19 protein-coding genes are annotated in these 26,255 nt (G+C 74.7%); 7 read left to right on the top strand and 12 right to left on the bottom strand.

Translation table 11 applies throughout. From position 1 onward, the window contains the following. Positions 1-547: 547 nt before the first annotated feature. The 3 genes from O4J56_RS25380 to O4J56_RS25370 are packed head-to-tail and all read right to left on the bottom strand — an operon-like array spanning position 548 to position 3,840. Positions 548-1,930, bottom strand: coding sequence for an FAD-binding oxidoreductase (locus O4J56_RS25380; RefSeq protein ID WP_270689227.1), 1,383 nt, complete (start codon positions 1,928-1,930; stop codon positions 548-550). A gap of 22 nt (positions 1,931-1,952) precedes the next feature. After that, positions 1,953-2,900: a decaprenyl-phosphate phosphoribosyltransferase gene (locus O4J56_RS25375; protein ID WP_408639170.1), complete on the bottom strand. Its 948-nt coding sequence runs from the start codon at positions 2,898-2,900 to the stop codon at positions 1,953-1,955. Between the two features lie 7 nt (positions 2,901-2,907). Then, entirely contained in the window at positions 2,908-3,840 is a 933-nt protein-coding gene (locus O4J56_RS25370) for a DUF3068 domain-containing protein (RefSeq protein ID WP_270689226.1), read from the bottom strand. Between the two features lie 140 nt (positions 3,841-3,980). On the opposite strand from O4J56_RS25370, the gene O4J56_RS25365 reads away from it, so the two are divergent. After that, positions 3,981-5,360, top strand: coding sequence for an acyltransferase family protein (locus tag O4J56_RS25365; RefSeq protein WP_270689224.1), 1,380 nt, complete (start codon positions 3,981-3,983; stop codon positions 5,358-5,360). Here the strand turns inward: O4J56_RS25365 and O4J56_RS25360 are convergent. After that, a complete protein-coding gene (locus tag O4J56_RS25360; RefSeq protein ID WP_270689222.1) occupies positions 5,273-7,309 on the bottom strand; it encodes a hypothetical protein in 2,037 nt (678 codons plus the stop codon). The two genes, O4J56_RS25365 and O4J56_RS25360, sit on opposite strands and share 88 nt — an antisense overlap. 209 nt (positions 7,310-7,518) lie before the next feature. On the opposite strand from O4J56_RS25360, the gene O4J56_RS25355 reads away from it, so the two are divergent. Beyond that, positions 7,519-8,316, top strand: a complete 798-nt coding sequence (locus O4J56_RS25355; RefSeq protein ID WP_270689220.1) for a class I SAM-dependent methyltransferase — start codon at positions 7,519-7,521, stop codon at positions 8,314-8,316. Further along, positions 8,313-9,056 (top strand): class I SAM-dependent methyltransferase, encoded by a 744-nt coding sequence (locus tag O4J56_RS25350; RefSeq protein WP_270689219.1) that lies wholly within the window; start codon positions 8,313-8,315, stop codon positions 9,054-9,056. The genes O4J56_RS25355 and O4J56_RS25350 overlap by 4 nt, the downstream gene beginning before the upstream one ends. Here O4J56_RS25350 and O4J56_RS25345 read toward each other — a convergent pair. From O4J56_RS25345 to O4J56_RS25325, 5 genes are all read right to left on the bottom strand, one after another. Continuing rightward, the gene (locus O4J56_RS25345) at positions 8,970-10,058 is read right to left on the bottom strand and encodes a DUF3068 domain-containing protein (RefSeq protein ID WP_270689218.1); all 1,089 of its coding nucleotides are present in this window, start codon (positions 10,056-10,058) and stop codon (positions 8,970-8,972) included. The two genes, O4J56_RS25350 and O4J56_RS25345, sit on opposite strands and share 87 nt — an antisense overlap. Continuing rightward, on the bottom strand, positions 10,055-14,425 hold the full coding sequence (locus O4J56_RS25340) for an alpha-(1->3)-arabinofuranosyltransferase domain-containing protein (RefSeq protein ID WP_270689217.1): 4,371 nt from the start codon (positions 14,423-14,425) through the stop codon (positions 10,055-10,057). Before O4J56_RS25340 ends, O4J56_RS25345 begins: the two co-directional genes overlap by 4 nt. After that, complete coding sequence (locus O4J56_RS25335; RefSeq protein WP_270689215.1) at positions 14,422-15,777, bottom strand: glycosyltransferase family 4 protein; 1,356 nt, start codon at positions 15,775-15,777, stop codon at positions 14,422-14,424. Before O4J56_RS25335 ends, O4J56_RS25340 begins: the two co-directional genes overlap by 4 nt. A 184-nt stretch (positions 15,778-15,961) precedes the next feature. Beyond that, positions 15,962-16,102 (bottom strand): hypothetical protein, encoded by a 141-nt coding sequence (locus tag O4J56_RS25330; protein ID WP_270679309.1) that lies wholly within the window; start codon positions 16,100-16,102, stop codon positions 15,962-15,964. Beyond that, positions 16,099-17,940 carry a hypothetical protein gene (locus O4J56_RS25325; RefSeq protein WP_270689214.1) on the bottom strand — a complete coding sequence of 614 codons (1,842 nt, stop codon included), beginning with the start codon at positions 17,938-17,940 and terminating at the stop codon, positions 16,099-16,101. The genes O4J56_RS25330 and O4J56_RS25325 overlap by 4 nt, the downstream gene beginning before the upstream one ends. A gap of 155 nt (positions 17,941-18,095) precedes the next feature. Here O4J56_RS25325 and O4J56_RS25320 point away from each other — a divergent pair, with 155 nt between their 5' ends. The 3 genes from O4J56_RS25320 to O4J56_RS25310 are packed head-to-tail and all read left to right on the top strand — an operon-like array spanning position 18,096 to position 19,918. Beyond that, positions 18,096-18,704, top strand: coding sequence for a Uma2 family endonuclease (locus O4J56_RS25320; protein WP_270689229.1), 609 nt, complete (start codon positions 18,096-18,098; stop codon positions 18,702-18,704). A gap of 33 nt (positions 18,705-18,737) precedes the next feature. Further along, positions 18,738-19,202, top strand: a complete 465-nt coding sequence (locus O4J56_RS25315) for a hypothetical protein (RefSeq protein WP_270689212.1) — start codon at positions 18,738-18,740, stop codon at positions 19,200-19,202. A 5-nt stretch (positions 19,203-19,207) separates the two neighbouring features. Then, complete coding sequence (locus O4J56_RS25310) at positions 19,208-19,918, top strand: YoaK family protein (protein WP_270689211.1); 711 nt, start codon at positions 19,208-19,210, stop codon at positions 19,916-19,918. 66 nt (positions 19,919-19,984) lie between these two features. Here O4J56_RS25310 and O4J56_RS25305 read toward each other — a convergent pair whose 3' ends face one another. The 3 genes from O4J56_RS25305 to O4J56_RS25295 all read right to left on the bottom strand — a co-directional run bounded on the left by O4J56_RS25305 (position 19,985) and on the right by O4J56_RS25295 (position 25,143). Continuing rightward, positions 19,985-20,992, bottom strand: coding sequence for a GNAT family N-acetyltransferase (locus O4J56_RS25305; protein ID WP_270689210.1), 1,008 nt, complete (start codon positions 20,990-20,992; stop codon positions 19,985-19,987). A 242-nt stretch (positions 20,993-21,234) separates the two neighbouring features. Beyond that, the gene (locus O4J56_RS25300; protein WP_270689209.1) at positions 21,235-22,887 is read right to left on the bottom strand and encodes a GDSL-type esterase/lipase family protein; all 1,653 of its coding nucleotides are present in this window, start codon (positions 22,885-22,887) and stop codon (positions 21,235-21,237) included. A 6-nt stretch (positions 22,888-22,893) separates the two neighbouring features. After that, positions 22,894-25,143 (bottom strand): acyl-CoA dehydrogenase, encoded by a 2,250-nt coding sequence (locus O4J56_RS25295; protein WP_270689208.1) that lies wholly within the window; start codon positions 25,141-25,143, stop codon positions 22,894-22,896. A gap of 131 nt (positions 25,144-25,274) precedes the next feature. Here O4J56_RS25295 and O4J56_RS25290 point away from each other — a divergent pair, with 131 nt between their 5' ends. After that, positions 25,275-26,177, top strand: coding sequence for a hypothetical protein (locus O4J56_RS25290; RefSeq protein ID WP_270689207.1), 903 nt, complete (start codon positions 25,275-25,277; stop codon positions 26,175-26,177). Positions 26,178-26,255 lie beyond the last annotated feature (78 nt).

The following is a 26,255-nucleotide window of genomic DNA, read 5'->3' as shown; positions in this document are numbered from 1 at the left end:
TTTTCCCCGAGATCATCGCCGGGCAGGGGGCACCGGCCCGGCGGCCGCCACGAACACGGGCGACCACCCGCCCACCCGGTCGCGCCGCCTCCCCGCACCGCGAGGGACCCGCCGCTCGGCTGGCGGGGCCGGGGAACCGCCCGGCTGTCGCCGTCGCCGCCATCGACGGTGACCACGCACACGCCGGGTAGCCGACAGCGCTACCCGATGGGCCGCCGACCTTCGTCGTCGCCGCCCTTCCACCCCACACCCCGGCGGCCCGCCTCCCGGCCGGGGGTCCATAAGCGGGGTACCTGCTCAGCCGCCTGCCGTTCTGGGTCGTGAGGGGCTCACCGACCGGCACCACCGCACGCGTTGGGGTGGGGCGGGGTGGGCCCGCCAAGCAGCAGCGACCACCCACCTACGGACGGTGGGGCTAGGACCTGAACCCGCTCGCTACTCCGGTCGCCTGTCGTTGCCGCCATCCCACTGCACTCGATCAGCCGCCCGGCGAGGTCCATTGCAGGGCGTGCTCTACGGCCACCACGGCGCGTGGTGGGGCCGCCTTCTACAGCTCCAGGCGGCGGGACAGGTCCGACACCAGGACTCCGTCCGGGTCGACCCGCTTGCGGAGTGTCCTCCACTCGTCCATACGCGGGTACATCGCGTGGACGGTCTCCGCCTTGGCCCGGGAGTCCTTCGCCAGGTAGATCGCTCCCCCGGCCTCCAGCACCTTCTCGTCGAAGCCGTCGAGCAGGCGGCCCAGGCCGGGCAGGGACGCGGGCAGGTCCAGGGCCAGCGTCCACCCCGGCCGGGGGAACGACAGCGGGCCCGGGGTCCCTTCTCCGAAGCGCTTGAGCACCGCCAGGAACGACGGGGCCCCCGCCGCCGACAGCCGGGCGACGATGGAGCGCAGCACGTCCTCCGTCCCGAACGGCACCACGAACTGGTACTGCACCAGCCCCGACGGCCCATAGACCCGGTTCCAGTCCCGCACCGCGTCCAGCGGGTGGAAGAACGACCCCAACGGCTGGATCTCGTCCCTCCCCCTCTTCGGCGCCTTCGCGTAGTAGGCCGTGTTGAACGCGCGGACGGACCACGTGTTCAGCAGCCCGGAGGGCACCCCCTTCGGAGCGGTGAACAGGGCCCGGGGCGCGAAGCCCAGCGGGTCCCGCCGCGCCCGGGCCGGGAGGTCGCCGACGCCCGCGTGGTGCCCCCGGGTGAGCACCCCCCTGCCCGTGGACGCCCCCCGCGCCAGCAGGTCCACCCAGCACACCGTGTAGTGGTACCGGTGGTCGGTGGCCGCCATCAGCTCCAGCGCCTCGTCCAGGTCGCGCGTCCGGTCGGTGTCCACCCGCATCATCGACGTCTCCACCGTCGGCACGTCGAACCGCGCCTCGGTGACGACGCCCGTCAGCCCCATCCCGCCGACCGTGGCCCAGAACAGGTCGGGGTCGCGGTCGGGTCCGCACACCCGCTCCGCGCCGTCCGCGGCGACCAGGGTCAGCTCCCGCACGTGCGCGCCGAACGAGGAGTCCCGGTGGTGGTTCTTGCCGTGGATGTCGGCGGCGATCGCCCCGCCCACGGTCACCTGCCGGGTCCCCGGCGTGACCGGGAGGAACCGGCCGAGCGGCAGGAGGCGCTCCATCAGGTCCGACAGCCGGGTCCCCGACGCCGCGGTCACGGTGCCCTCGGCCGGGTCGAGCCGGAACCCGGGCGCCAGCTCCGCGCAGTCCAGCACCAGCCCGCCCGCGCTCTGCGCCGCGTCGCCGTAGGAACGCCCGAGCCCGCGCGGGATCGCGCCCCGCCCCAGGCCCCGCCCCGCGCCCCGGCCGGGCGCCGCGCCGCGGAGGACGGCCGCCACCTCCTCGGCCGTGCGCGGGCGCACCACGGTCGCCGCGGTGGGGGCGGTCCTGCCCCACCCGGTCAGCAGCCGGCGTCGGGTTCGCACGGGGCACCCCTCCTGCGGTCGCTCATCCGAGGTACACGCCGAGGCCGACCAGGGCGGCCAGGGACACCAGGCACAGCTGCAGGGGCCGGTCGCGCAGCGCGATCTCCTCGGGCTCCTCCCCCACCCCGCGGTCGACCAGCAGGTGGTAGCGGAGCACGAAGACGATGAACGGAACGATACTCGCCGCGTGGAACGGCGGGACGCCGCCCTGCCCCTGCCCGTCCAGCGCCCACAGGCAGTAGGTGACGATCATGGCGGCCGAGGCCATGGTGCGGATCTGCACCAGGTAGGAGCGGGTGTACCCGCGCAGCGCGGTGCGCCCGTCCCCGGCGCGGGGGTTGCGCAGCTCGGCCTCGCGCTTGCCGACCACCACCAGCAGCGCCGCCAGCGACACCACGATCAGGAACCAGCTGGTGAAGGGCACCCCCACGGCCACGCCCCCGGCGAGCGCCCGCAGCACGTGGCACCCGGCCACGGCCACGATGTCGGCGATGGTGACGCGCTTGAGCACGTAGGTGTAGGCGGTGGTCAGGACCAGGTAGGCGATGAGCACGGCGAGCAGCCAGAACCGCCCGGTGACCGCGGCCGCCGCGCCCGCGGCCCCCAGGGAGGCGGCGACCGCCGCCGCGCCGGCGCCCAGGGCGAGCGGCACCGGCACCGCCCCGGAGGCGACCGGCCGGTGCCGCTTGCGCTCGTGCGCCCGGTCGGCCTCGGCGTCCCGGACGTCGTTGAGCAGGTAGGTCCCGCTTGCGGCCAGGCAGAACGCGGCGAAGGCCACCAGCGACCAGGTGAGCGGGGCGGGCTCGGTGAGCACCCCGGCCGCCCCCGGCGCCGCGAAGACCAGCAGGTTCTTCAGCCACTGCTTGGGGCGGCAGGCCCGCAGCAGCGCCCGCGCCGTGCCGGTGCGGGGCGCGGGCGCGTCCTCGCGCGCCTCCGCCCGCTCCCGCGCTCCGGTCCCGGCCGCGCCCACGTCCGCCCTACCCGTGCCGGACCGCGGCGCCTCTGCCGCCGCCCACGAGCCACAGCACGGCGCCGACGCCGACCAGCACGACCCCGGCCGCCAGCAGCACGAGCGGCAGGGTGGTGCGCAGCAGCGGGATCGTGGTGATCGCCTGCTCGGCGTTGGCGATGTTCTCCTCGACCGTCTCGTCGGTCATGCGCATGTCGCCGTCGAAGAGGACGAGCTGCTCCTCGCCGTCGACGAACGCGCCGCGGTGCTGGTCCTCGGTGACCATGATGGGCGCGCCGCTGGTCGGCTCGATCCAGTAGGTGCGGTCGACGCTGTACATCTCGTCGGCCACCACGTCGCCGTCGCCGTCCATGCCCAGCAGCGAGCGGGGCATCTCGCGCTCGCCGACCTTGGTGGGCTCGATCTCCTGGACGAACTTGTAGGTGGTGACGCCGTCGATCTCCTCCTCGCCGGCGAACTCGATGGGCTCGGTCTTCTCGGCGGTGGCGTCGAAGAACTCGTAGTCCTTCTTCTCGGTGAGGAAGGGGAACTTGAACGCCTGGCCGGTCTGGGCGACCGGCTCCTCGTTGACCGAGGCGTCGCAGCAGTCCACCGCCTCGCCGGTGACGCGGTCGTGGCCGGCCCGCCGGGAGGAGGAGGAGATGGCGAAGTCCCGGTCGATGTCCTCGATCCAGGTGAACTGGTCCCAGACCACGGTGTCGGAGTCGCTGGCGGCCACGTCCGCGCGCAGGGTGGTGTAGCCCTCGACCGTCGCGCCCTCGATCAGCTCCAGCTCCTCGGCGCTGAAGTAGGTGACGTTCTCCCCGCGGACGACTTTCTCGCTGTAGTAGTCCATCGGGGTTTTCATCACGGCGCTGGCCATCCAGAATCGCATGAGGGGGGCCAGCACCAGACTGAAGACCCCCAATGCGATGCAGACGGCGGCGACGGTGCGGCGCATGAGCCCTCCCGGGCGGAATGGGTCAGATCTGGAACTTGCTTCAGTTTCGGGTAGAGTACTCCCCAGTAGTGGCCAGCGTCACCAGGGCGTGTCCGAATGTTTATAACAGGTTCTAGTTTGAGCCAGAGCCGGGTGCGCCGGTGACCGCGGCGCCGTCGCGGCAGGTCAGCGCCGTCCCCCGAGCCCCCCTTCCGCAGGTCCGCGGGCACAACGCGCCGCTGGACGGGATCCGCGCGATCGCCGCCCTGATGGTGCTCGTCTTCCACGTCGCCGTGGAGACCGGTGCCGCGCTCGAACCCGGGGTGCGCGGCGCCCTGCTGTCCGCCGCCGAGCTGGCGGTGCCGCTCTTCTTCGCGCTGTCCGGGCTGCTGCTGTTCCGCCCGTGGGTGCGCGCCTGCCTGGACGGCACGCGCGGCCCCGACGTCCGCGTCTACCTGTGGAAGCGCGCGCTGCGCGTGCTCCCGGCCTACTGGCTGGTGGCCGTGGTCGCGCTGCTCATCTGGTCGCGCGACGAGCTCGACGCGGTGCGCCCCTGGGTCGAGGTCCTCACCCTTACCTTCACCTACAACACCGACCCCTGGTGGGTGGGCACCGGCCCCTACGGGCTGGGCCAGATGTGGAGCCTGTGCGTGGAGGTCAGCTTCTACGCGCTCCTCCCCCTGATCGCCCTGGTGCTGACCCGGTACGCGGCGCGCGGGAACGACGCCGGCCGCCGCGCGCGGCGGCTGCTCATCGGGCTGGGCGCCCTGTCGCTCCTGGGGCTGCTGGCGTTCCTGCCGCAGTTCTACCCGGAGCCGCGCCCGTACATGAACGCGTGGCTGCCCCGCACGCTGGGCCTCTTCGCGGTCGGCATGGCCCTGGCCGTGCTGACCGAGTGGGCCTGGCGGGAGAAGGGCCCCGACGGCCCGGTGCGCCGCCTGTGCCGCACCCTGCACGCCAACGCCGCGCTGTGCTGGGCCCTGGCCGCGATCCTGTACGCCCTGAACTCCACCCCGGCCGGAGGCCCGCGCTTCGTGGGCACGGACGGCCTGTGGATCTCGGCGTTCGCGACGGTCACCGCCATGGGGTTCGCGTTCTTCATCATCGCCCCGGTGGCGGTGATGCCCGAGCCGGGCACCGCCCCGCGCGCGCACCGGTGGCGCGACGGCGCCTGGCTGGAGACGCTGCTCTCGCACCCCGTCAGCCTGTTCCTGGGGAAGGTCTCCTACGGCATCTTCATCTGGCAGTTCGTGGTGCTGTACTCGTGGCGGTCGTTCACCGGGCAGGAGATCTTCACCGGTTCGTTCTGGCTGGACATGGTGCCGGTGACGGCGGGGACGGTGCTGCTCGCGGCCCTCACCCACCGGTATGTGGAGGAGCCGAGCCAGCGCCTGGCCGGGCGGGTGCGCCCGGCCGGGGCGCCCAAGCGCCCCAAGCCGAGCCTGACCGGGCGTCAGTCGCCGGAGTCCCCGTCCCCGGAGTCCCCGTCGCCGTCCTCGGAGTCGCCGGAGCCCTCGTCCTCGGACTCCTCGTCCTCCTGAGCGCCCCACGGATCCCCTGCGGTGACCGGCTCCAGCGGCCCGTAGGTCACCCAGGTCATGCAAAGGGCGTCCTCCTCGGTACCGAGCGACAGCTGGCCCCCGGCCCCGGACAGCGGCAGGTACCAGGCCCCGCCGTCGGGCGCCGCCGGAAGGGTGGTCGTCTCCCAGGTGTCGCCGATGACCGCGTGCAGCTGGGTGTCCTCCTCGGACTCGTAGCGCACGCCCAGCACCATGGACGGCCCGCCGAAGGTCTGGACGTCCCACATCGTCTGCCCGCCGAAGGTGACGATGCACTCCTCGTCCTCGGGCGGCCCGAAGACCGCGCTCTCCTCCGGCGAGGGGCGCGCCCCCACCAGGTACCCGGCGTCGTTGAACACCATCGCGGTGTCGGAGGGCCGCGGGTTGCGGATGCGGTCGGCCAGCCCGTCGGGCGCCAGCGGGCTGAGCACGTTCGAGCTGAGCCGCCGGTCGCCGTTCCACGGCAGCACGATGTCCGCCGGGACGGGCCGCGGGTAGATCCCCGCGTCGGCCGGCACCCCCTTCATGGAGGCGCGGACGGTGTCCAGGTACCACCGCACCCGGTCGCCGGTGAGGGTGTCGGCGAAGGAGTAGGTGGAGTACCCGCCGAGCCCGACGAACACCGCCGTGGCGGTCGCCGCGGCCAGCGCCGCCTGCCGCACGCGCGCGGGCGGCGCGCTCCTGCGGTACACCCGCCCGTTCCCGTCGGCCTCCGCCTCGGCCTCCTCCTTGGTCGGCAGGAAGGCCAGGGCCAGCACGAGGGCGAAGAGGAGCGCCGCGTCGGCGACGTAGCGCGGGTCGTAGCCCACCATCTCCTGGTAGCGGCCGCGCGCGATGAGCGTGGGCAGCACGTCGACCACGACCAGGTACCCGGCCAGCAGCGCCCACGCGCGCCAGGCCCGGTGCCGCAGCAGGAGGCTGGCCGCGACCAGCAGGCCGATGGCCGTCCAGGCGGCCGCCACCACCCAGGTCTCGGGCTGGGCCAGGCCGCCGGAGGGCGTCACCGGCCCCCACTCCAGCGGCCCGCCCGCCGCACCGGAGGGGAAGGTCTCGCCGAGGAGGCGGCGCGCCATGGACAGCGACGTGTCGCCGTCGGGCCGCCCGGCCCCCTCGCCGCCCGCGGTGTCCTGCAGCGACAGGTAGACGAGCCCGTGCCCCACGCTCAGCAGCGCCATGCCGATCCAGAAGGGCATGTCGCGGTCGAGGGTGCGCCAGAGCACCCCCGGCAGGCGCCCCTGCACGACGAAGGCGGCGGCCACCACGAACAGCAGCGGCGGCAGGAACAGGGCCTTCACCGAGAAGGCCATGCCCAGCACCACGGCCCCGGCGGCCATCCAGCCGAAGCGCGCCTCCCCGTCGCGCAGGTAGCGCACCGTCCACAGCAGGGCCAGCACGATGGCGAGCTGGAAGGGCACGGCGTTCAGCGCCGCCGACCACCAGGCGAGCACGGGGACGGTGAGCGGGGCGAAGAGGAAGGCGGCCAGCGGCGGGAGGATGCCCCAGCGGCGGCCGAAGAGCACCCACAGCAGCCGGAACAGCCCCGCGAACGCCCCGGCCTGGAACGCCAGCATCACCCCGGCGGTCAGCGGCCAGTTGTAGGGGGCGATGGCCGTCTGGATGTAGGCCAGGAGCTTGGCCCCCGGCATGAAGTGGCCCTTGTGCAGGTCGGTCAGGTACTGGACGGTGAGCCCGCCGCTGTCGGCGGCGCCGACGAACAGGAAGTCGTCCTCGATGAAGAAGGCCTCGCGCAGCACGTAGGCCTTGAGGACGAGGGAGACGACGGCCAGCGCGCCGCCGACGAGGATGATGCGGTCGCGGAGCCCGTGGGACAGGGCCGCCGAGACCCGCCGCGCGAGCGTCGGCCCGGCCCGCCCGCCGCCGTCCCCGTCCTGGGGCGCCCGCCCGTCCAGGGCGTCCTCGGTCGCACGCATGCCGCTCACTTCCCCGGCCCGGGGGCCGACCGGTTGACGTCACCGTGTAAGGGAGTGAAACAATACAACACGTTCCACCGCCTCTCGTTGTGATCATCCCTGGTACAGGGGCGATACCAGCAGGTAACCAGGGGCAGGAGAGAACAGGATCCACCTGTCCGGTGGGCCCCTCGGTGGGCCCCGCCGGACCGCGACGGAAGGACGCCCGCGTGAGCCTGGAGGAGGTCCGCCGGGACTGGACCCGGCTCGGTGCCGACGAGCCGCTGTGGGCGGTCTGCGTCGACCCCGGCAAGCGCGGCGGCCGGTGGGACGCCGAGGAGTTCCTGGCCACCGGCGAGGACGAGGTCGCCGCCGCGCTGGGCCGCCTGGAGGAGCTGGGCGCCGCCCCCTCCCCGGGCCGCGCCCTGGACTTCGGGTGCGGCGCCGGGCGCCTGTCCAACGCCCTGGCCCGCCGGTTCGCCTCGGTGGTGGGGGTGGACATCTCCGCGCCCATGCTGGAGCGCGCCCGGGAGCTGGACCGCAGCGGCGGCCGCATCGAGTACGTCCTGAACACCGGCCCCGACCTGCGGGCGCTGCCCGACGCCTCGGTGGACCTGGTCTACACCGACCTGGTCCTCCAGCACCTCCCGCCGGACGCCGCCGCGGCCTACCTGCGCGAGTTCGCCCGGGTGGCGCGCCCCGGCGCGGCGCTGGTGCTGGGCGTCCCCGACCGCGAGCGCCCCACATTCAAGGGGCTGGTCTTCCGGTACGCGCCCTGGCCGCTGATCCGGCTCGCCCAGCGGGTGGTGCTGCGCTACCCGGCGCCGATGCGCATGCACACCTGGACGGCGGAGCGGATCGCCGCCGAGCTGGAGGCCGGGGCGCGCGCCGCCGGACGGCCCGCACCGCGCATCATCGCCTCCGACGAGTACTGGGGCGGGGACCACTGGCGCCACCTGAAGCACTTCGTCACCGTCCCCTCCGACGGGACTGACGGGGCTGACGCGACCGGCGGGGAGGACGTGTGAGCGCGCTTCCCCCCTTCCGGGCCACCCTCGGGCGGTCGGTCGCGCTGTTCTCGGCGTTCCGCAAGGAGCAGACCGACCCCGACCTCTTCTACGGCACGCTCGCCCGGGACACGGTGTCCCAGCTCCTCCGGTACACGCCGCTCGACGGGGCCGTGGTGGTCGATGTGGGCGGTGGGCCCGGATACTTCGCCGACGAGCTGCGGGCGCAGGGCGCGCGCTGCGTGTGCGTGGACGCCGACGCCGGGGAGATGCGCCTGCGCGACGGCGAGCTGCCGGACACCGCCCTGCTCGGCAGCGCTCTGGAGATGCCGCTGCGGACGGGCTCGGTGGACGTGTGCTTCTCCTCCAACGTGCTGGAGCACGTCCCCGACCCTCGCCGCATGGCCGACGAGATGGTGCGGGTGACCCGCCCCGGCGGGCTGGTGTACCTGTCGTACACCCTGTGGCTGTCCCCCTGGGGCGGCCATGAGACGTCCCCGTGGCACTTCCTGGGCGGCCGGTACGCGGCCGAGCGCTTCGCGCGGAAGAACGGGCGCCGCCCCAAGAACGACTTCGGCCGCACCATGTTCGCGGTGTCGGCGGCGGAGATGCTGCACTGGCTGCGCGGCAAGGACGACGTGGAGGCCGTCGACGTCCTCCCGCGCTACCTCCCGTCATGGATGAAGCCCGTCGTGGCCGTCCCGGGCGTGCGCGAGGTCGTCACCTGGAACCTGCTCCTCGTGCTCCGCAAGCGGGGCTGAGTCCGCCTCCTCCTCCGCCTTGCGTGCGGCCCGCAGCGCCAGCAGCGGGGCCGAGGCGAGCACCAGGCCGCCCAGCGCGCCCAGTCCCATCGGCGCCCAGGTGTGCACCGCCCGCAGGGTGAAACCGCGCCCGGCGGCGTCCTCGGCGAAGGCCGCCACCAGCCCGGGGTCGGTCTCCAGGTCCGCGCTGAGGAACAGCCGCTCCCCGCGGCCGTCCTCGGTGCGCAGCGTCTCGCGGCGCGACTCCTCTGCCGACACCAGGCGCCCGGACACCGGCTCGATCCAGAAGGTGCGCTCCAGCTCCAGCCAGCGGGACGCCTCGACGGTGCCCGAGCGCTCCAGGCCCAGCGCGCTCGCGGGCACCGGCCGCGCCGAGCCGGGCACCTGGGTGGGCGGGATCGTCTGCGTGTACCGGCGCACCGGCACCCCGGCCACCTCCTCCACGCCCTGGTAGCGCATGGCCGGTGCGGAGCGCACGTCGGCGTCGTAGAGCGGCCGGTTCCCCGTGTCCGCCCCGGCCGGCCAGTGCAGCACCAGCCCGGCCTGGCGCACCGCCCGGTCGCCGTCCACGTGCTCGCCGCAGCAGTTCACCGCCCGGCCGGTGGACCGGTCGACCACCACCCGGCGGTCCATGTGGCCGATCATCGCCGAACCGCTGGCGGTGTCCACCGACACCTCCCAGGTGGCCCAGCCGTCGTTGCCCGCGGCGGCGCCGCCGGAGATCTCGGTGGTGCGCACCACCTCCCGGCCCTTCTGGGTGCTCCAGGTGGAGGTGTCCAGGTAGTCGGCCTCCGGATCGGTCATGCGCAGGGTCAGGTCGGTGCGGGGGCCGATCACCGCGAGCTGGTCGTAGACGTAGAACCGCAGCATCAGCGCCGACGTCAGCAGGAAGGCGCCGAGCGCGACGGCGATCACCGCGCCCTGGCGGGCCAGGGCGGCTCCGGTGCGCCGCCGGGCCCGGCCGCCGCGTCCGCGCAGCGGGGGCGCGGGGTAGCGCATCATGCCCCCACCTCCTGGACCTCGCGGCCGGCCTCGGCCGGCTCCGGTTCCGCTTCCGCCGCGGCCCCGGGGCCGCCGTCGGCGCCGGGCCCCATGCCGGAGGTGGGCGGGGCCTCGCCCAGCGCCAGCACGAGCCGGGCCAGCGCGGGCAGGCACAGCAGTTGGGCGACCCATCCGCGCAGCGGGTCGCTGAGCAGGCCGCTGACGTCGTGGAAGGGGAGGTACATGGCCAGGTAGGTGCCGGCCGCCGTGCTCACCCCGGCGGCGGTCAGGAACGCCAGGATGGTCCACGGCCCGGCGGTCCACCGCAGCAGCGTGCCGCCGAGGGTCGGGCGGCCGGGCTTGGCGTGCTTGAGGTTCTTCGACGGCGCGCGGCCGAGCCACCACACCGCCAGCAGCACGCCGCCCATGACCGCGGCTCCGGCCGCACCCGCCACCCAGGCCCCGTAGAGCGGGCCGAGCAGGGCCAGGGGCGCGCGCGGGATGCGTGCGGGGAGCGCGTCGGGCAGCAGGGCCGTGGGGGCCGCGGCGCGGGCGCGGCGCCGCAGGCGTCCGGGCACGGGGACTCTCCCCTTGACGGCGAGCACGCCGACGAGCAGGGCCAGCGCCGCCCCGATGCCCAGGGCCGCATGGTAGGGCGCGTCGGGCGTGTAGGTCATGGTGACGGTGCCCGAGGTCCCCGCGGGCAGCCTCCACGCCTGCTTCCAGCCGTCCAGGCGGACGGGCTCCAGGGGCGCGCCGTCCCCGCCGCCGAGGACCGCCTCCCAGCCCTCGTTGAAGTTCTCGTTGACGACCAGGTAGCTGTCCTCGTCGACGGCGACGTCGACGCTGCGCTCGCTGCGCCCCCAGCCGTTGACCGCGGACACCTCGGCCGTCTCGACCCCGTCCCGGTCACCGCCGGCGCCCGGGCCGCCGTCCGGACCCACCAGCACCGACCGCACCTGGTACTGGCGTCCGGGCTCGACCCCGACCGTGGCCGTCCCCTCCTCCAGGGAGACCGCCTCGCAGCTCTCGAAGCCCAGCGGGCGCCCGGCCAGCTTGTCCTCCAGCGTCCCGGAGGAGATGCGGGTGTCCACCCGCTCGCCGTTCACCCGCAGCACCGGCCCGAGCCCGCAGGAGGTGCGGGCCGACCCGCCCTCGACCGGCTCCAGCGGGTCGGTGTCGGGCAGGGCGATGCGGGAGACCTCCAGCGGCTGGCCCTCCGGCGGCTCGAAGGTCAGGGTGAGCTCGTCGGCCTCCACCGGGTCGAAGCCCACCCAGCCGTCGCCGTCCAGCCAGGCCTCCCGGACCGTGGTGCCGGTGTCGACGGTCATGCGGATGGGCCTGCCGACCGCGTCGGGCCGGGGGAACTCCACCTTCAGCCCGCCGATCTCCCGCTCGCGGCCCAGGTCGACCTCCAGGGAGGGCGCGTCCTCCTGCGGGTCGGGGTACCAGACGGTGGCGTCGTCGCCGTCGAAGGCGTTGCGGCCGATGGCCGCCGGGTGCCCCACCGAGGTGGAGGAGGAGGTCACCTTCGGGTAGCCGCCGGCGCGGTTGGCGGCGTTCTCCAGGTCGCGCGGGTCGACGGCGACCACCCGGCCGGTGATGGTGCTCGGCCGCCCGGCGGCCTCGGCCCCCACGTCGAAGGTGCGGCTCATGCCCACGGCGTCCTCGCCCTGCACCTCCAGGCCGGGGTTGCACACCCACGCCCGGGACCCCTCCATGCAGCCGGGGACGGTGCCGGTGGAGCCGGTGAAGAAGAACGAGCCCGCGCCGCCCTCGGGGACGGGCACCGCCAGCGACCGGGACGCCTCCAGGCCCGGGATCTCGACGGAGGTGATGCCCACGCGGGTGCCGAAGCGGTACTCGGGCTCGTAGGCGAGCTCGTCGACGCGGATCCGCAGCCGCTCGGTCTCGCCCTCGGGGGCGGTGAACTCCTGGGGCCCGTCGTCGTCGGCCACGGCGGCGGTGGTGCGGCCCGCGTCGGTGATGATGCTGATGCGCGAGGGCGGCGGCTCCCCGGCGAGCCGTTCGAAGGCGACGGTGAAGGTGCCGACCTCGCGCGGCTCCTCGAACCCGACCTCCAGCCACTGGCCCTCGGCCCCGGTGAAGGAGCTGGAGCGCCAGGAGGTATCGGGGGCCTCGTCCAGGGCGGCGAAGGGGCTGCGCCCGGGGTCGCGGGTGCCGGGGCTGGCGTCCGCCCCGGCCTCGGTGGAGGAGGCGGTGACCGAGGCGATGCCGGAGTCCTCGGCGACCGCGGTGTAGCCGTCCCAGGCCGGGTCGGAGATGTCCGGGGCGGGGGCGTCCCGCTCGTAGTCCTCGTCCGCGGTCAGCGTGGCGCTGGTGTTGCGCCGCACGTCGGAGTAGACGATCTCGCGGCGGCGGGCCGAGTCGGCGGCGACGGTGTCCTCCGGGGCGATGTCCTCGGCGCCCGGGTCGTCGCCGATGATCACCGGCCGGTCGCCGGGGAGCGCCCCCTGCTCGGCCAGGGTGAGCAGCGATTCGGGGCCGCCGGTGACCCGCATGGTCCCGTCGGCGGGAACGGTGCCGACCGTGGGGGCGGCGCCGCGCACCTCGTAGACCTCGAGGGCCTGGTAGGGCTGGTCGTACCAGCGGGAGGCGGGCACCGCCTCGTCGTCGCCGACGGCCGGGCCGAAGGAGGCGCGGCGCACGATGCCCGGGGAGTCCTCGAGCGCCTGGTGCACGCGCGCGGGCCACCCGCCGTTGTTGCCGTCGCGCTGGAGGTCGTTGCGGACGAGGAGGTGGGTGACGCCCATCCGGGCGAGCGCCCGGGCCAGCCCCTCGGACCCGCGCCCGGAGGAGATGCGCTGGTCGATCTCCTGGGTGAGGCGGGAGGCGCCGGCCGACCCCCAGGGGATGATCTGCTGGTTGGTCCACGCGCTGTCCAGGAGCGGCTGCATGGGCTCGTCCATGGGGCGGCCCCACTGGTACTCGCCGCGCGCGGAGCCGGGCACGGCCATGGTCGTGCCGCCGGTGGAGTGCTCGTCGATCCACCGGGTGGCGTCGTACCAGTAGGCCGGGATGCGCTCGAAGCCGCCGGGGGTGGCGATGCCGACCGTGGCGATGGGTGTGAGGGTCGCGGCGAACGCCACCGCGCAGACCCCGGCGGTGGCCCGGTAGGCGGTGCCCGGCGGCGGCGAGAGCGCGCGCAGTGGTCCGCCGCGGCGGGCGGCGGCGTCGGAGCCGATGGCCACCGGGAGCTGCGCCAGGCCCAGCACCAGCGGGAACCGGATCAGCGCGTCGAACTTGTGGATGTTGCGGAACGGCGCCAGAACGCCGTCGAGCAGCCCCTGCACGGTCGGCCCGAGCGGCCCGGAGAGCTGCCCGGTGTACCCGGCCACCACGATCGCGGTCCCGGCCAGCACCGAGGTGAGCAGGAAGAGCCGCTCGGGGGTGCGCCGCCAGATCAGCCCGGCCAGGCCCAGTCCGGCGACCACCGCGGTGGCCGCCACCAGCCACGGCTCGGTGGACAGCTCGGCCCCGGCGGGCAGCGCCGGGCGCCCGGCCGAGGAGGGGACGTAGCCCATCCAGTTGGAGGCGCCGCGCAGCGCGTTGGTGAGCGAGGTGATGCCGGTGGTGGTGGCCGCGTCCTCGGTGTAGGGCATGAAGGACCACACGTAGCGGCCCATGATCAGCAGCGGCACCAGCCACCAGAACGACACGCAGAACAGCGCCGCCAGCCACCACAGGAGCAGGCGGCGCTTGCGCGGCCCGGGGGCGCGGGTGAGCAGGTAGAGCAGCGGGACGACGAGGACGGCCAGCTCGGAGGCGGCGTTGGTGCCGCCGCACAGCAGGAACGCCAGCGCCGAGAGCATGGCCGCGCGCATGGGCGGGGTCCCGCGCCTGCTCCCGTGGATCAGCGGGAGGAGGATCCACGGGAGCAGCAGCATCGGCTGCAGCTCGGCGGAGTTGTAGGAGACGAGGGTGAGCACCCGGGGGGCCAGGGCGTAGGCGGTCCCGGCCACGATGCGGGTGTTCAGGGTGCCGATGCCCAGCGCCTCGGCGACCTTGACGGTGCCCAGGAACGCGGCGCACAGCAGCACCGCCATCCATGTGCGCTGGACCATCCACTCGGGCATGTCCAGCGCGATGAGCAGGGCGTGGAACGGGCCGTTGGGGAAGAAGTAGCCGTAGGCCTGGTTCTGCAGCTGCCCGAAGTAGGAGGGGTCCCACAGGTAGAGCGCGCGCTCCAGGAACCCGGTGGGGTTGACCGTGAGGTCGATCTTGGTGTCGCCGACGATGAGCGGCGGGTCCAGGCTGAGCGCGGCCCCGGTCAGCAGCAGGCAGACCGCCAGCAGCTTGAGCCTGCGGACCAGGGCACCGTCGGTGCCCGCCGTGCGGCCGTCCGCCTTGCCGTCGGTGAAGGTCACGTGCCTGCCTCTGTACCCGCCTGTCGCACTGCCCCGCCGGTGCCGCCGGTGCCCTCGATCTCCTCCGCGATGAGCCGGGCCATCGCGGCGCCGCTGCGCTGCCAGGTGAAGCGGGCGGCCCACTCCCGGCAGGCCCGGCGCACCTGCGCGGCCCGCTCCGGGTCGCTCAGCTCGGCCAGCGCCTTGCCGACGACCTGGGCCAGGTCCTCGCCCTCGCGCACGAGCCACCCGGTCTCGCCGTCGCGCACCGAGTCGCGCAGGCCGTCGACATCGTAGGCCACCGTGGGCACGCCGAGGGCCGCCGCCTCGATCACGGTCAGCCCCCACCCCTCGAACTCCGAGGCGGTGACGTGCAGGGCCGCCCCGGCCAGCACCGCGTTCTTGTCGTCCTCGGGCAGGAAGCCGTGCAGGCGCACGGCGTCGTGCAGGCCCTCGCGCCCGACGCGCTCGGCGATGGGGTCGGCCTCCGGGCCCCGGCCGACGATGTGCACGCGCAGGCCGGGGTGCTCCTCGCGCAGGGCGAGGGCGGCGTCGACGATGCGGGCGACCCGCTTCTGCACCACCAGGCGGCCGACGCTCACCAGGGCGGGGGCGCCCATGTCCGCTGCGGGGTGGCCGGGGGTGCGGGCGTGGGCCCCGGCGACCGGCTGCAGCGGCGGGCGGCCGTTGTGCACGATGGTGATGGGGGCGCGCCAGCCCAGCTTCTCGCGCATGGCGCGGCGGGAGGACTCCGACACGGTGACGGTGGTGCAGCGCCGGTAGACCAGGGAGGCCACCGTCGACTCGATGAACCGGCCCAGCCAGGCCACCGGGCGGCTGAAGTAGGCGTTGAACTGCAGGTCGTGCACGTGGTGGACGACGCTGACCACGCGGGTGCGGCGGGGCAGCACCAGGCGGGAGAAGAACGGGACGCCGTTCATGCAGTCCAGGGCGGCGTGGAACTCCCGGCGCCAGAGCAGCAGCCACAGCAGCACCAGCGGGTAGACGGTGAACTTCCCGCCCATCCGCCGGATGACGATGCCGTCGCGGGTCTCCACCCGGGGCTGGTCGGGTTCGCGGCTGGTCAGGAAGGTGACCACCGCGCCGCGGCCGACCAGGTGGCGGCCGATCCGCCAGGCGTACTCCTCGGCCCCTCCGGCCGTGGACTGCCAGGGGCAGCGCCAGTTGACCACCACCAGGCGGCGGCCGTCCAGGCGGGGGCCGAGCCCGGCCTCGTCGTCGGCACCGGTGTCGGCGCCGCCGTCGGGGCCGCGCGACGGGCGCGGGTCCGGCACGGCCTCGGGGGCCATGGTCACCGGCGGGCCGTAGGAGGCGTCGGGGACGAGGGGGGTGTACGGGTCAGGGTGGACCACATGCTCTCCTGTTCCGCCCGCTCCCCCCGACGAAAGCACTTCACCGACCGCTACACGCCGGTCACCAGGGGTAGGGGATCGCAGGGTCGGAAGGGGAGATGGGAGCACGGTGCGGGAACGGCGCCGAAGGCGCGTGGGCCGGCGGCCGGGCGGTCCGCGCGGGGACCGCCCGCCGGCCCGGCGCTCAGCGGTCGCCGTAGTTGTACAGGGACTCGTTGACCGGCTCGGCGGTCGCCGAGGAGTTGGTGGCGACGGTGGTGCCGACCAGGGCCAGCCCGCCCGCCAGTGCCGCGCCGATGACGCAGGCGGCGAGGATCTTGATCACGAGGGGTTCTCCTTCCGCGGCTCCGCCCCGACCGGCCGGAGCGGACGCATGGAAACGAGATTAGAACTCGATGCAATCAGGGACCAGAGGATGGACCCAACTGTAACCAACCAGCCGGTAACTTCCAAGCCCGACAGATCCACTTTTACCGCGCCTACATGCTCGTCCGGGAGCCGGTACAGGGTCAGGAGGGGGCCGTCATGGACCTTTTCCGAGGCACGGATTGCGGGCGAGAACCTGTTCTCACTCAGGTGCCGGGGGCCGTCCGCTGAGGTCGGGTCGGGCGCCTCGCGCTCGATGAGCACGTACCGCACGCCCAGCGCGCCGATCTCCGGCGCGCCCGCGCCGCCCGGCCGGGCGGCGGCCTCGGCGACCGCGCGGGCGGCGGGGTCCTCCCCCTCGGCGGCGCGCACGGTGCCGCCGTCGGCGACCCGAAGGTCATCGTTCCACACCGCGGGCCGCTCGAACAGTTTCACGGCGGGGTCGAGCACCACGGCGGTGCGGCCGGGGCCGGTCGTCTCGAGGCCGCGGTAGGCGCTCCAGGGCAGGACCAGCACCGACCCGGGGGCGGGGTCGGCGTCGACGCGGCGCTGGACCTCGGTCCACTCGGCCGGGTAGTGCACGGGGGCCAGCCGCCCGGCGGCGCCCCAGGCCAGGCCGGGGAGCAGGACGAGGGGCGCGGCGAGGAGCAGGGCGGCGGCGACGGTGCCGAAGCGGTCGGCCCGCCCCGCGCCCTCCGCCAGCCACATCGCGGCCCCGCCCAGGCCGACCGCCTGCAGCAGGGCCAGGGGGGCCGTGTACAGGTGCCCGTCGCGCAGCGCGCCGAATCCGGGCCAGGCCTCGATGAGCGCGCGCAGCAGGTCGCGGCCGGGGTCGGCGGTGCCGAGCAGGGCGACGGCGAACCCGGCGAGCGCGGCGGCGGTCAGCCCCGGCCCGGCGGGCCCGAGGGAGCCGCGCCGCAGGAGCCGGACCCACCCGGCGAGGGCGGCCAGGGTGAGGGCCAGGCGGCAGGCGGCGAAGAAGGGGTGGCCGTAGAGGTCGGGGACGGCCCGGGCGTTCCAGATGCCGCCGAGGGTGAGCAGCGACCCGGCGGCGCCGAAGGGCGTGTCGGCGCGGGCGGCGAACAGGTCGACGGCCCCGGGGTCGGTGCGGGCGCCGCCGTCGGCCGCAGAGAGGGCGGGCAGCAGCCAGGGCAGGGAGACGACGGCGACGGCGGCGACGGCGAGCAGCGCTGAACCGAGGCGCCGCCGGGCGCTGCCGGGCCGGGCGAGCGCCGTGGGGACGGCGACCAGGGCGGAGAGCACCGTCGAGGAGAACCCGCCGATCGCCGCCGGGACGAGCGCGGTGACCAGGCGGGGGAGGTCCTTGGCCTTGGCGAGGCGGGCGGCGGCGGACAGCACCCACGGCAGCCCGGCGTAGCCGAGGAGGAGGGCCCACTGGCCGAGGAGGAGACGTTCGGCGATGAAGGGGTTCCAGGCGTAGAGGACCCCGGCGGCCAGACGGGCGACCAGTGGGCCGGGGACGAGCCGGGCGGCCCCCGCACAGGACAGGGCGAAGATCGCGAGGAGCAGGACCGACTGGACGATGTCGGCCGGGAGCGCCTTGGAGAGGAGGGCCGCGAAGGCGTCGCTGGGCACGGCGCGGGGGAACCCCTCCCCCGCCCCGAGCTGCACGGGGCCGAGCGGGGGGTTCGGCACGAAGACCATGTCGTAGCGCAGGACGAACCCGCGCTCGAGCCCGGGCCCGACCGCGAGCACCCCGAGCAGGAGCCCGACCAGCCAGGGAAGGCCCACCTGGATGGGCCCCTTCCGGTGGGATACCGCGTCGTCGCCGCTCATGGTCAGGCGAATCTAGCAATGCGGTTCGCCGCAACACAGTGCGCCCTTCGGGTGAGGGCAGGTGAAGGTGGGAGAATCCGAGAAACACCCGTCAAGGGAGGATGGCGATGGCTAGCGTTGGCGACGACCGCGATCCGACCCCCGGAGGCGACGACATGAGTGCCCTTCCCGTGGAAGAGGAACCGATCGAGGCCGCGCCTTCCTCCCGTGTGTGGCCGGTTCCCCCGCCTGAGGGCTGGACCGCCGATGACCTCGACCGGATCCCGGATCTCCCTCCGCACACCGAGCTCATCGACGGGAGCCTGGTCTTCGTGAGCCCTCAGCTCGAACTCCACGAACTGCTCATGTCGGTCCTGCAAGTGGGACTGCGCACCCGCTGTCCGAGCGACCTGAGGGTCCGGCGGGAAATGGGCATCACGATCACCGAGAAGAACCGCCCGGAGCCGGATGTCGCCGTCATCGACGCCGAGGCGGTCGGAGAGGAGAAGTCCTCCTACCCGCCCCATGCGGTGCGCCTGGCGGTCGAGGTCGTCTCTAAGGAGTCTGAGGAACGCGATCGCAAGCGAAAGCCGCTGCTGTACGCAGAGGCGGGCATTCCGCACTTCTGGAGGGTCGAGAAGGTCAACGGGGAGCCGGTGGTCTACGTATACGAACTGGACCCTGCCACGCAGCAGTACGCACTGACCGGTATCCACCGCGATCGGCTGAAGCTGACCGTCCCCTTCGACATCGATATCGACCTCACCGAAGTCCACCGCATCTGACCACGTCGTCGGCCGTGTGGCACCATGCGTCCCATGACTGCTCAATGGCCGACCAAGGATGACCTCGCCGCCGCGCGCAAAAGGTTCGAGGAGGCGATCCCGGGGTGGGAGCCGCCCGTCGCCTTCGGCGTGGGGCTGGTAGGCGATGACGGAACGTCCTTCCCCGTCGTCAACCGGCGCTCGGGCTTCCTGTCGGCCGTCGTCCTGGGGATGGTGTGCGGCCACGCCTCGGGGACGCGCACCTACGACCTCCCGCCGTACGTGCTCGCCGAAGCCGTCCGGCTCATGTCCCCCGCCGAGGCCTGCACGGACGTCCGGCACCCCAACCTGACGGCCTGGCGGAGCATCCTCGCCGAGATCGAGGGGGCCGAGGGGCACGACGAGACCGAGGGCACCGGTCGGCGCGCCGTGGCGGTGTTCGTCGGGGACTTCGCCGACCCGCCCGCCGACGAGCACGACGCCCGCTTCCGCGCCCTGCTGGCCGCGGGCGAGTCCTGACCGCGGTGCCCGGCCACGGCGGAGGAAAGGGGCGGACACGGGGCCGCCTCAGGCGCGGCGCAGGACGGGCGGCGACGGCGGCGTCACGGCACCGGCTGGGAGCGTCGCTGCTCGCGCTGGCCTTCGTGACCGGGGTCATCGACACGCTGAGCTTCCTCGGGTTCGGGGACGTCTTCACCTCCAACATGACCGGCAACGTGGTCCTGCTCGGGGTGTCCTTCGCCGAGGGCACCGGACCCACCACGCTGCGGTCGCTGATCGCCTTCGCCGCGTTCCTCGGCGGACTGGCGGCCGGGTTCGCCCTCGCCGACCACGTCTTCCGGCGCCGCAGGCGGTGGATCCTGGTCGCGGAGTCGGTGCTGATCGCGGGTCTGTCCACCGCATGGATGCTCGGCGCGCCCATCGACGCGATGACGGCGGTCGCAGCGGTGGCGATGGGCATGCAGAGCGCCGTCGTGGAGCGCTCGGGTGCGGGGGTCTCGGTGAACTACGTGACGGGTGTGCTGGCGGGGATGCTGGGCCACCTGACGCTGCTCAACCGTCCCGACGCGGCGCTCGCGCTGAAGGCGGGCATCATCCTGTCCCTGGCCGTCGGCGCAGCCTGTACGACGGCGGTGCTGCGGGTGGCCCCGGTATGGGCGGCGGACCTGGCGCTCCCGGCGGTCGTGGCGGCGGCCGCCCTGTTCCCGCCCGCAGACGGCGGGGATCCCCGATGATCTCGACAAAGGTGCTGTCATTCCGGCGGTTTCGACAGCGATTCCGTCGAGATCATCGCGGAGGGTCTAGGCGACCTTCTGCAGGCGGTGGGCCACTTCCACCGGGTGGAAGCCGAAGCGGCGGTTGATCTCCCACATCGACGTGTTCACCTCGGCCGTCCAGGTATGCACCCGGCTGCGTCCGGGGTGCTCGGCCTGGAGGCGCAGCAGGTTCAGTGCCTTGAGGGCCTCCCCCAGACCGCGGCCCCGGTGGGCCTCCAGCACCACCGTGTCGTCCTGGTACACCTCGCCCGGGTTGTGCGCGGGGACGAAGAGCTGGCTGTAGCCGGCGGGCTCCCCGCCGGGGCCGCGGGCCATCGACGCGATGGAGGCGTAACCCTGGCGCCGGGTGCGCGCCTCCACGGCGCGGACCCGCGCCACGTCCCAGACACGGGGCTCGCCCTCCAGGTCGCCCTGGGGCACCGCCCGCTCCATTTCGGTGCGCATCGCCGCGACGGCCGCCGCCTCCCCGTCCGGGCAGCCGCCGCTCCAGGTCGACAGCCGGTAGCCGGGGCGCCGGTCCCGGGTGCGCTCCATGAAGGCGCGCAGCCGCTCCTCCGGCACCGGCAGCTCCAGCACCAGGTGGTCCTCCCGGTGCACGCTGCGGAAGCCGCGCCGCAGCGCGAACCCGGCGCCGGGGTGCTCCTCGGGGGCGCATGTGGAGGGCACGAACGCCTCCGCCAGCAGCACGCGGCGCCCGCCCTGACGGGCCAGCCGCTCGGCGTGCGCGAGGAGCGCGCCGCCGTAGCCCTTCCCCCGGTGCTCGGCGGGCACGTTGACGTCCACGTCGGCCAGCTCCGGGTTCTCCCGGCCGTGCAGGGCGAAGAGCAGGCTGCCCACGACCGCGCCCCCGTCCACGGCCGCCCACGCGGAGCGCTGCGCCTCCGACCCCGGTTCGCGCAGGGAGGAGCGCAGCTCCTCGTAGGCCGCCACCAGCGGACTGCCGCGCCCGGCCGACGCACCGGCGCGCAGCGCCCGGTACCAGGCCGACAACGCGGCGTCGTCGTGCGGGTCGACGCGCTCGATCGTCGCCACCGATCCCTCCCCCGTCCTCGGTGGATCCGATGGGCCCGTTATCCCGCACCGGGGGTGGACAGGGCAAGGGACCGGGGCCGGTAGGCCGGTCCCGGACAGGACCAGCCCCCGCGTTGATCTCGAGGAAGTCGGGGTAAAAACGGACAGCATAAGCCCGACTTCCCCGAGATCAACACCAGTGCGCCCGCCTATCCGCGCGGGCTCTTAGGGGCGCATTTTCCGAGATCGACGGCTGTCGGCTCTCAGCCGGTGTACTCCACCGTTCCCGAGTAGCCGCCGGCCACGTAGTCCCGGTGGGAGCGGACCGCGTACTCGTATCCGCCGTCGCGCACCTCGGGGAGGGGCCAGCTCGTCCCGTCGTCCACGATCGCCGCCGTCGACCATCCGTCCCCCTCCCCTGGGCCCTCGTCGTCGACGGGGTCGCACTCGGGCTCCTCCTCCGAACCGTCCTGGTCGGGGCTCCCGGACGGCTCGGAGGGCGACGGGGGCGGCGATGGGCCCCGGCACTCCATCTCGCGGCGCAGGACCTCGTAGTGCCCCGCCCCCTCGGCCTCCTCCCAGACCAGTTCCGGGGCGTCCCCGTCCGCTCCGCTGATCCGCAGCCGGTCCGGCGCCCCCGGCGGGTCCGGGTCGACCTCGACCCGGGCCGGGTCCGACCCGTGCCCCGCGTCGTCGCCCTTGTACGGCCGCACCGTGAACTCGTACTCCGCCCCGCTGAGCAGCCGGTCCACCGTCGCCGTGCGCGTCTCGCCGTCGCCGCCCGCCACCTGCGCCGGGAGCGCCACCTCGTCGTCGGGATCGGGCCGCACCCGGCGCTGGCGCACCTCGTACCGGGTGGCCCCCGGCACCGGCTCCCAGCTCAGCCGCACCTCGCCGCCGCCCTCGTCCTCCACCTCGACCTCCGGGGCCTGCCGCGGCCCGACCGCCACGTCCGGCAGCGGGCGCCGATAGGGCTCGCCCAGCCGCAGCGGGTCGGCGAGGGCGTCGGCGAACGCCGCCGCGATCTTCAGCTCCCCGCGCGCGTTGGGGTGGGTGGTGTCCCAGTTGTCGCTCTCCGGGTCGTACCCCTCGGCGGTGCGGGCCACCGTCACCGGGACCGGCCCGCTCAGCTCGGCGGCCAGCTCCTCCAGCCCTTCGTTGAAGGTGCGGGCCTTGTCGTTCAGCTCTTCGTCGCGCCCGGTCCCGGCCACGGGGGTGACCTGGCCGAGCACGATCTGCACGTCGCCGTCGGCCACGCGCGCGGTGGTCACCGCGTCCCGCACCGCCTCCAGGGCCCAGGCCGGGGTGGAGCCCTCCGCGAAGTCGTTGGCCCCGGCCATGAACAGCAGGTAGTGCGGGTCGTACTCGGCGACGTACTCGCCGAGCGCCGCCGCCGCTTCCTCGGTCGTGGCGCCCCACACCCCGGCGTGGTCGGTGTCGAAGTCCGGGTCGGCGTAGCGGTCGTCGCCGGGCCTGCCGGTGTTCACGTCCAGCATGTCGTCGTTGGGCCCCACGAGGTCGGCGTCGACACCGGACCGCTCCAGGTGCCGCCACAGGCGGTACCGCCAGGTGAAGTCGCCGCTGCTGCCCTGCACGATGGAGTCGCCGACGACCAGGATCCGCGCGGTGCCCTCGGGCGGGGTGCCGGTCGCGGGCGGCGCCGACGGCTCATCGGCGGGGCCGCCCGGGCGGAAGGTGCCCAGGGCGGCCTGGATCACCAGCAGGGTGGCGAACATGGCCGCCAGGCCGATCGCGATCAGGCCGAGCGGGGTGGGCTCGAACCGGGGCAGGGCGAGGCGGTGGGCCCACCCGCCGCGCCCGGTCCCTCCGCCGGGGGCGTCCGGGGGCCCACCGCCCGCGCCCTTGCCGTCTTCCTCATCGGCGCCCTCGCCGGGGCCGCCGTCCGCTTCCGACACGCCTTCCTAGTCCTCCGGGTCCCGCGGTAGGCCGAGCAGCCGCTCGGCGATGATGTTGAGCTGCACCTCGGTGGTGCCGCCGTAGATGGTCATGGACCGGCCGAACAGCATGTACCACGCCCAGACCCCGGTGGCCTCGCCGGGCTCCTCGCAGACCGCCGCCCCGCCCTGCGCCTCCCACAGGTGGTCGGCCGCGCGCTGGGAGAACTCCACGCCCAGCAGCTTGCGGACGCTCGCCTCGGCCCCGGGCTCGGTGCCGGAGAGCCGCTTGAGGGTGATCCGCAGGCCCAGCAGCTCCAGCACCTGGCCCTGGGCGACGAGCCGCCCCACCCGCACCTTCGCCTCGCGGTCGGCGGAGGCGTCGGCGGGCGGCGCCGCGCCCCAGCCGTCGGGTTCGGGCCCGGCCCGGTGGAAGCCGAGCACCTCGTCCAGGCCCGCGCCGATGCCGCCGCCCGACGACAGGGCCACGCGCTCGTTGCCCAGGGTGGTGCGGGCGACCCGCCAGCCGTCGCCGGGCGCGCCCACCACCTGGTCGTCGGGGACGAACACGCCGTCGAAGAAGACCTCGTTGAACAGCGCCTGCCCGGTGAGCTCGCGCAGCGGCCGCACGTCCACCCCGTCGGCGGCCATGTCCACCAGGAAGTAGGTGATGCCCGCGTGCTTGCCGGGGGCGTCCGGGTCGGTGCGGGCCAGGCAGATGCCCCACTGGGCGGCCTGCGCCATCGACGTCCAGATCTTCTGCCCGGTGAGCCGGTACCCGCCGTCGACCCGGTCGGCGCGCATGGACAGCGAGGCCAGGTCCGACCCGGCGCCCGGTTCGCTGAACAGCTGGCACCAGGTGATCTCGCCGCGCAGGGTCGGCCGCAGGAAGCGCTCCTGCTGCCCGGGGGTGCCGTGCACGGCCAGGGACGGCAGCACCCAGGCGCCGATCGCCAGGCGCGGGCCCTTCACCCCTGCGCGGCGCGACTCCTGCTCGATGAGGACCTGCTCCAGCGGGGAGGCGTCGCGGCCCCAGGGCCGAGGCAGGTGCGGCATCACCCAGCCCTCGTCGGCGAGGGCGGTGAACCGCTCGCGCTCATCGCCGATGGCGGCCAGCCGGTCGGCGTCGGCGCGGATGCGCGCCCGCTGCTCCTGTGCGCCCAGGTCGGGGCCGATGGAGACGGTGCGCCTGCGTCCGGCCAGGGCGAGGTCGGCCGCGTCGGCGGCGCGGTCGGCGGCGGCCCCGGCGAGGACGCGCAGGGCCGAGGCGCGGCGCAGGTAGCGGTGGGCGTCGTGCTCCCAGGTGAAGCCGATTCCGCCGTGCACCTGGATGCAGTCGCGGGCGCACTCCAGGGCGGTGTCGGGGGCGGTGAGCCCGGCGACGGCGGCGGCGAACCGGGCGTGGTCGGGGTCGGTGCCGGCGGTGCCGTCCCGCAGCTCGTCATAGGCGCGCGCGGCGTCCCACACGGCGGCCCGGGCCTGCTCGACGGCGACGGCCATGCGGGCGCAGCGGTGCTTGACGCCCTGGAAGCCGCCGATGGGGCGGCCGAACTGGACGCGGACCTTGGCGTACTCGGCGGCGGTCTCCATGCACCAGGCCGCCACCCCGGCGGCCTCGGCGCCGAGCAGGACCGCGGCCACGCCCTCGGCGTCCCGCCGGTCCAGCCCGTCCAGGAGGGCGTCGCCCCCGACGGCGGCGCCGTCGGCGTGCAGGGCGGCGACGGCCCGTCCCCGGTCGAGGGGGGTGAGGGGCTCGGCGCGCAGCTCGGCGGCGTCCAGCACGGCCCACCCCTCGCGCCCGTCCCGGCGGTAGGGGGCGACGACGACGGCCGCCTGGGCGCCGCCGGGGACCGGGCGCAGGGTGCCGGTCAGGCGAAGCCGCCCGTCGGCGTCCGCTCCGGCCTCCAGGGCGGGGCCCAGAGCGAGGGCGGCGACGGTCGCCCCGTCGGCCAGGCCCGGCAGGAGGCGGGCGCGCAGGCCGGGGGCGCCCCAGCGGTCGATGAGGGCCGCGGCGAGCACGGTCGGGGTGTAGGGGCCGGGCAGCAGGCCGCGTCCGGCCTCCTCCAGGGCGACGGCCAGCTCCAGCAGCCCCGCGCCCTGGCCGCCGTACTCTTCGGGCAGGTGCAGGCCCAGGAGGCCCTGGTCGGCGAGGCCGGACCAGAACGGGGGCGGGGCGTGGGCACCGGCGTCGTCCTCCCAGCCGGCGTCCAGGCGGCCGATCCAGCCGCGGACCGCCTCCGCCAGTTCCTCGTGCTCTCCGGTCAGTCCGATCGCCATGGCAGCTCCCTGGGGGGTCGGTCGCCGATGCAGCCAGACTAGAACTGGTTATATACACGCCGTCAACTACCATCGGACGACACGCACCGGACTTCTCCGGCGCGCGAACGCGTTCCAGAAAGGCGGGACCCGTGCTCGGACTGCTCGCGGCCCTGCTCTCGGCGGCGGTCTACTCGATCGGACTCGCCGTCGAGCAGCGCGCGCTCCACGGCGCACCGTCCATCGGGGTACGGCGCCCCCTGCACCTGGCCAAGGTGCTGCTGTCCAACCCGCGCTGGGTGGGCGGCTGCGCGATGGCGGCGCTCGGCAGCCTCGGCCTGGTGGTCGCGCTGGGGCTGGCGCCGGTGTCGGTGGTCCAGCCGGCGTTCGCGGGCGGCATCGCGGTGATGCTGCTGCTGACGGCGCTCGTGCTGGGCGACCCCATCACGCGCGGGGAGAAGGCGGCGCTGGGGCTGATGCCGGTGGCACTGCTGCTGTTGAGCCTGTCCCTGGGCGAGGGGGGCGACACCGGGACCGTGCCGGACCTGCCGCTCCTGCTGGCCGTCAGCATCGGCACGGTGGTGGCGTGCGTGGGCGCGGTCGCCCTGGCGTCGGGCGGAGGGCGCTACGTGTCCGCGGCGGCGATGGGCGCGGCGGCGGGGCTGGCCCAGGGCACGGCGGGGCTGCAGGGCAAGGCCCTGGGCGGCCTGCTGGCCGACGAAGGCCTTGCCGGGGCGGTGCTCCCGGCGCTGGCCTCACCCTTCCCGTACCTGTACGCGCTGGGGTGGGCGGTCGGGATCGTGCTGTTCCAGACCTCGATGCAGCGCGCGCGGGCGTCGATCACCGCACCGGTGGCGAACGTGGCGGGCAACGTGTTCATGGTGGTGCTGGGGACACTGATCTTCAGCGAGGCCCTGCCGGACGACCCGCTGATGCTGTCCCTGCGCGCGGCCGGGTTCGCACTGACCCTGGTCGTGGTCGTCCTGGTCCGCGGCAACGGCGCCAAGGCCGAGGCCGACACCACCCGCCTACGCGAGTCCGCCGGGGCGGCTTAGCGCCCGCGCGGATTGGCGGGTGTGCTCGGCGTTGATCTCGGGGAACTCGGGGTTGAACCGGACACGATAAGCCCGACT

Source organism: Nocardiopsis endophytica, from assembly GCF_027706725.1.
In the GTDB taxonomy this organism is placed as follows: domain Bacteria; phylum Actinomycetota; class Actinomycetes; order Streptosporangiales; family Streptosporangiaceae; genus Nocardiopsis_A; species Nocardiopsis_A endophytica.
Note: the sequence above shows the minus strand (reverse complement) of the source record. Positions and strands in the feature narration are given on the sequence as shown.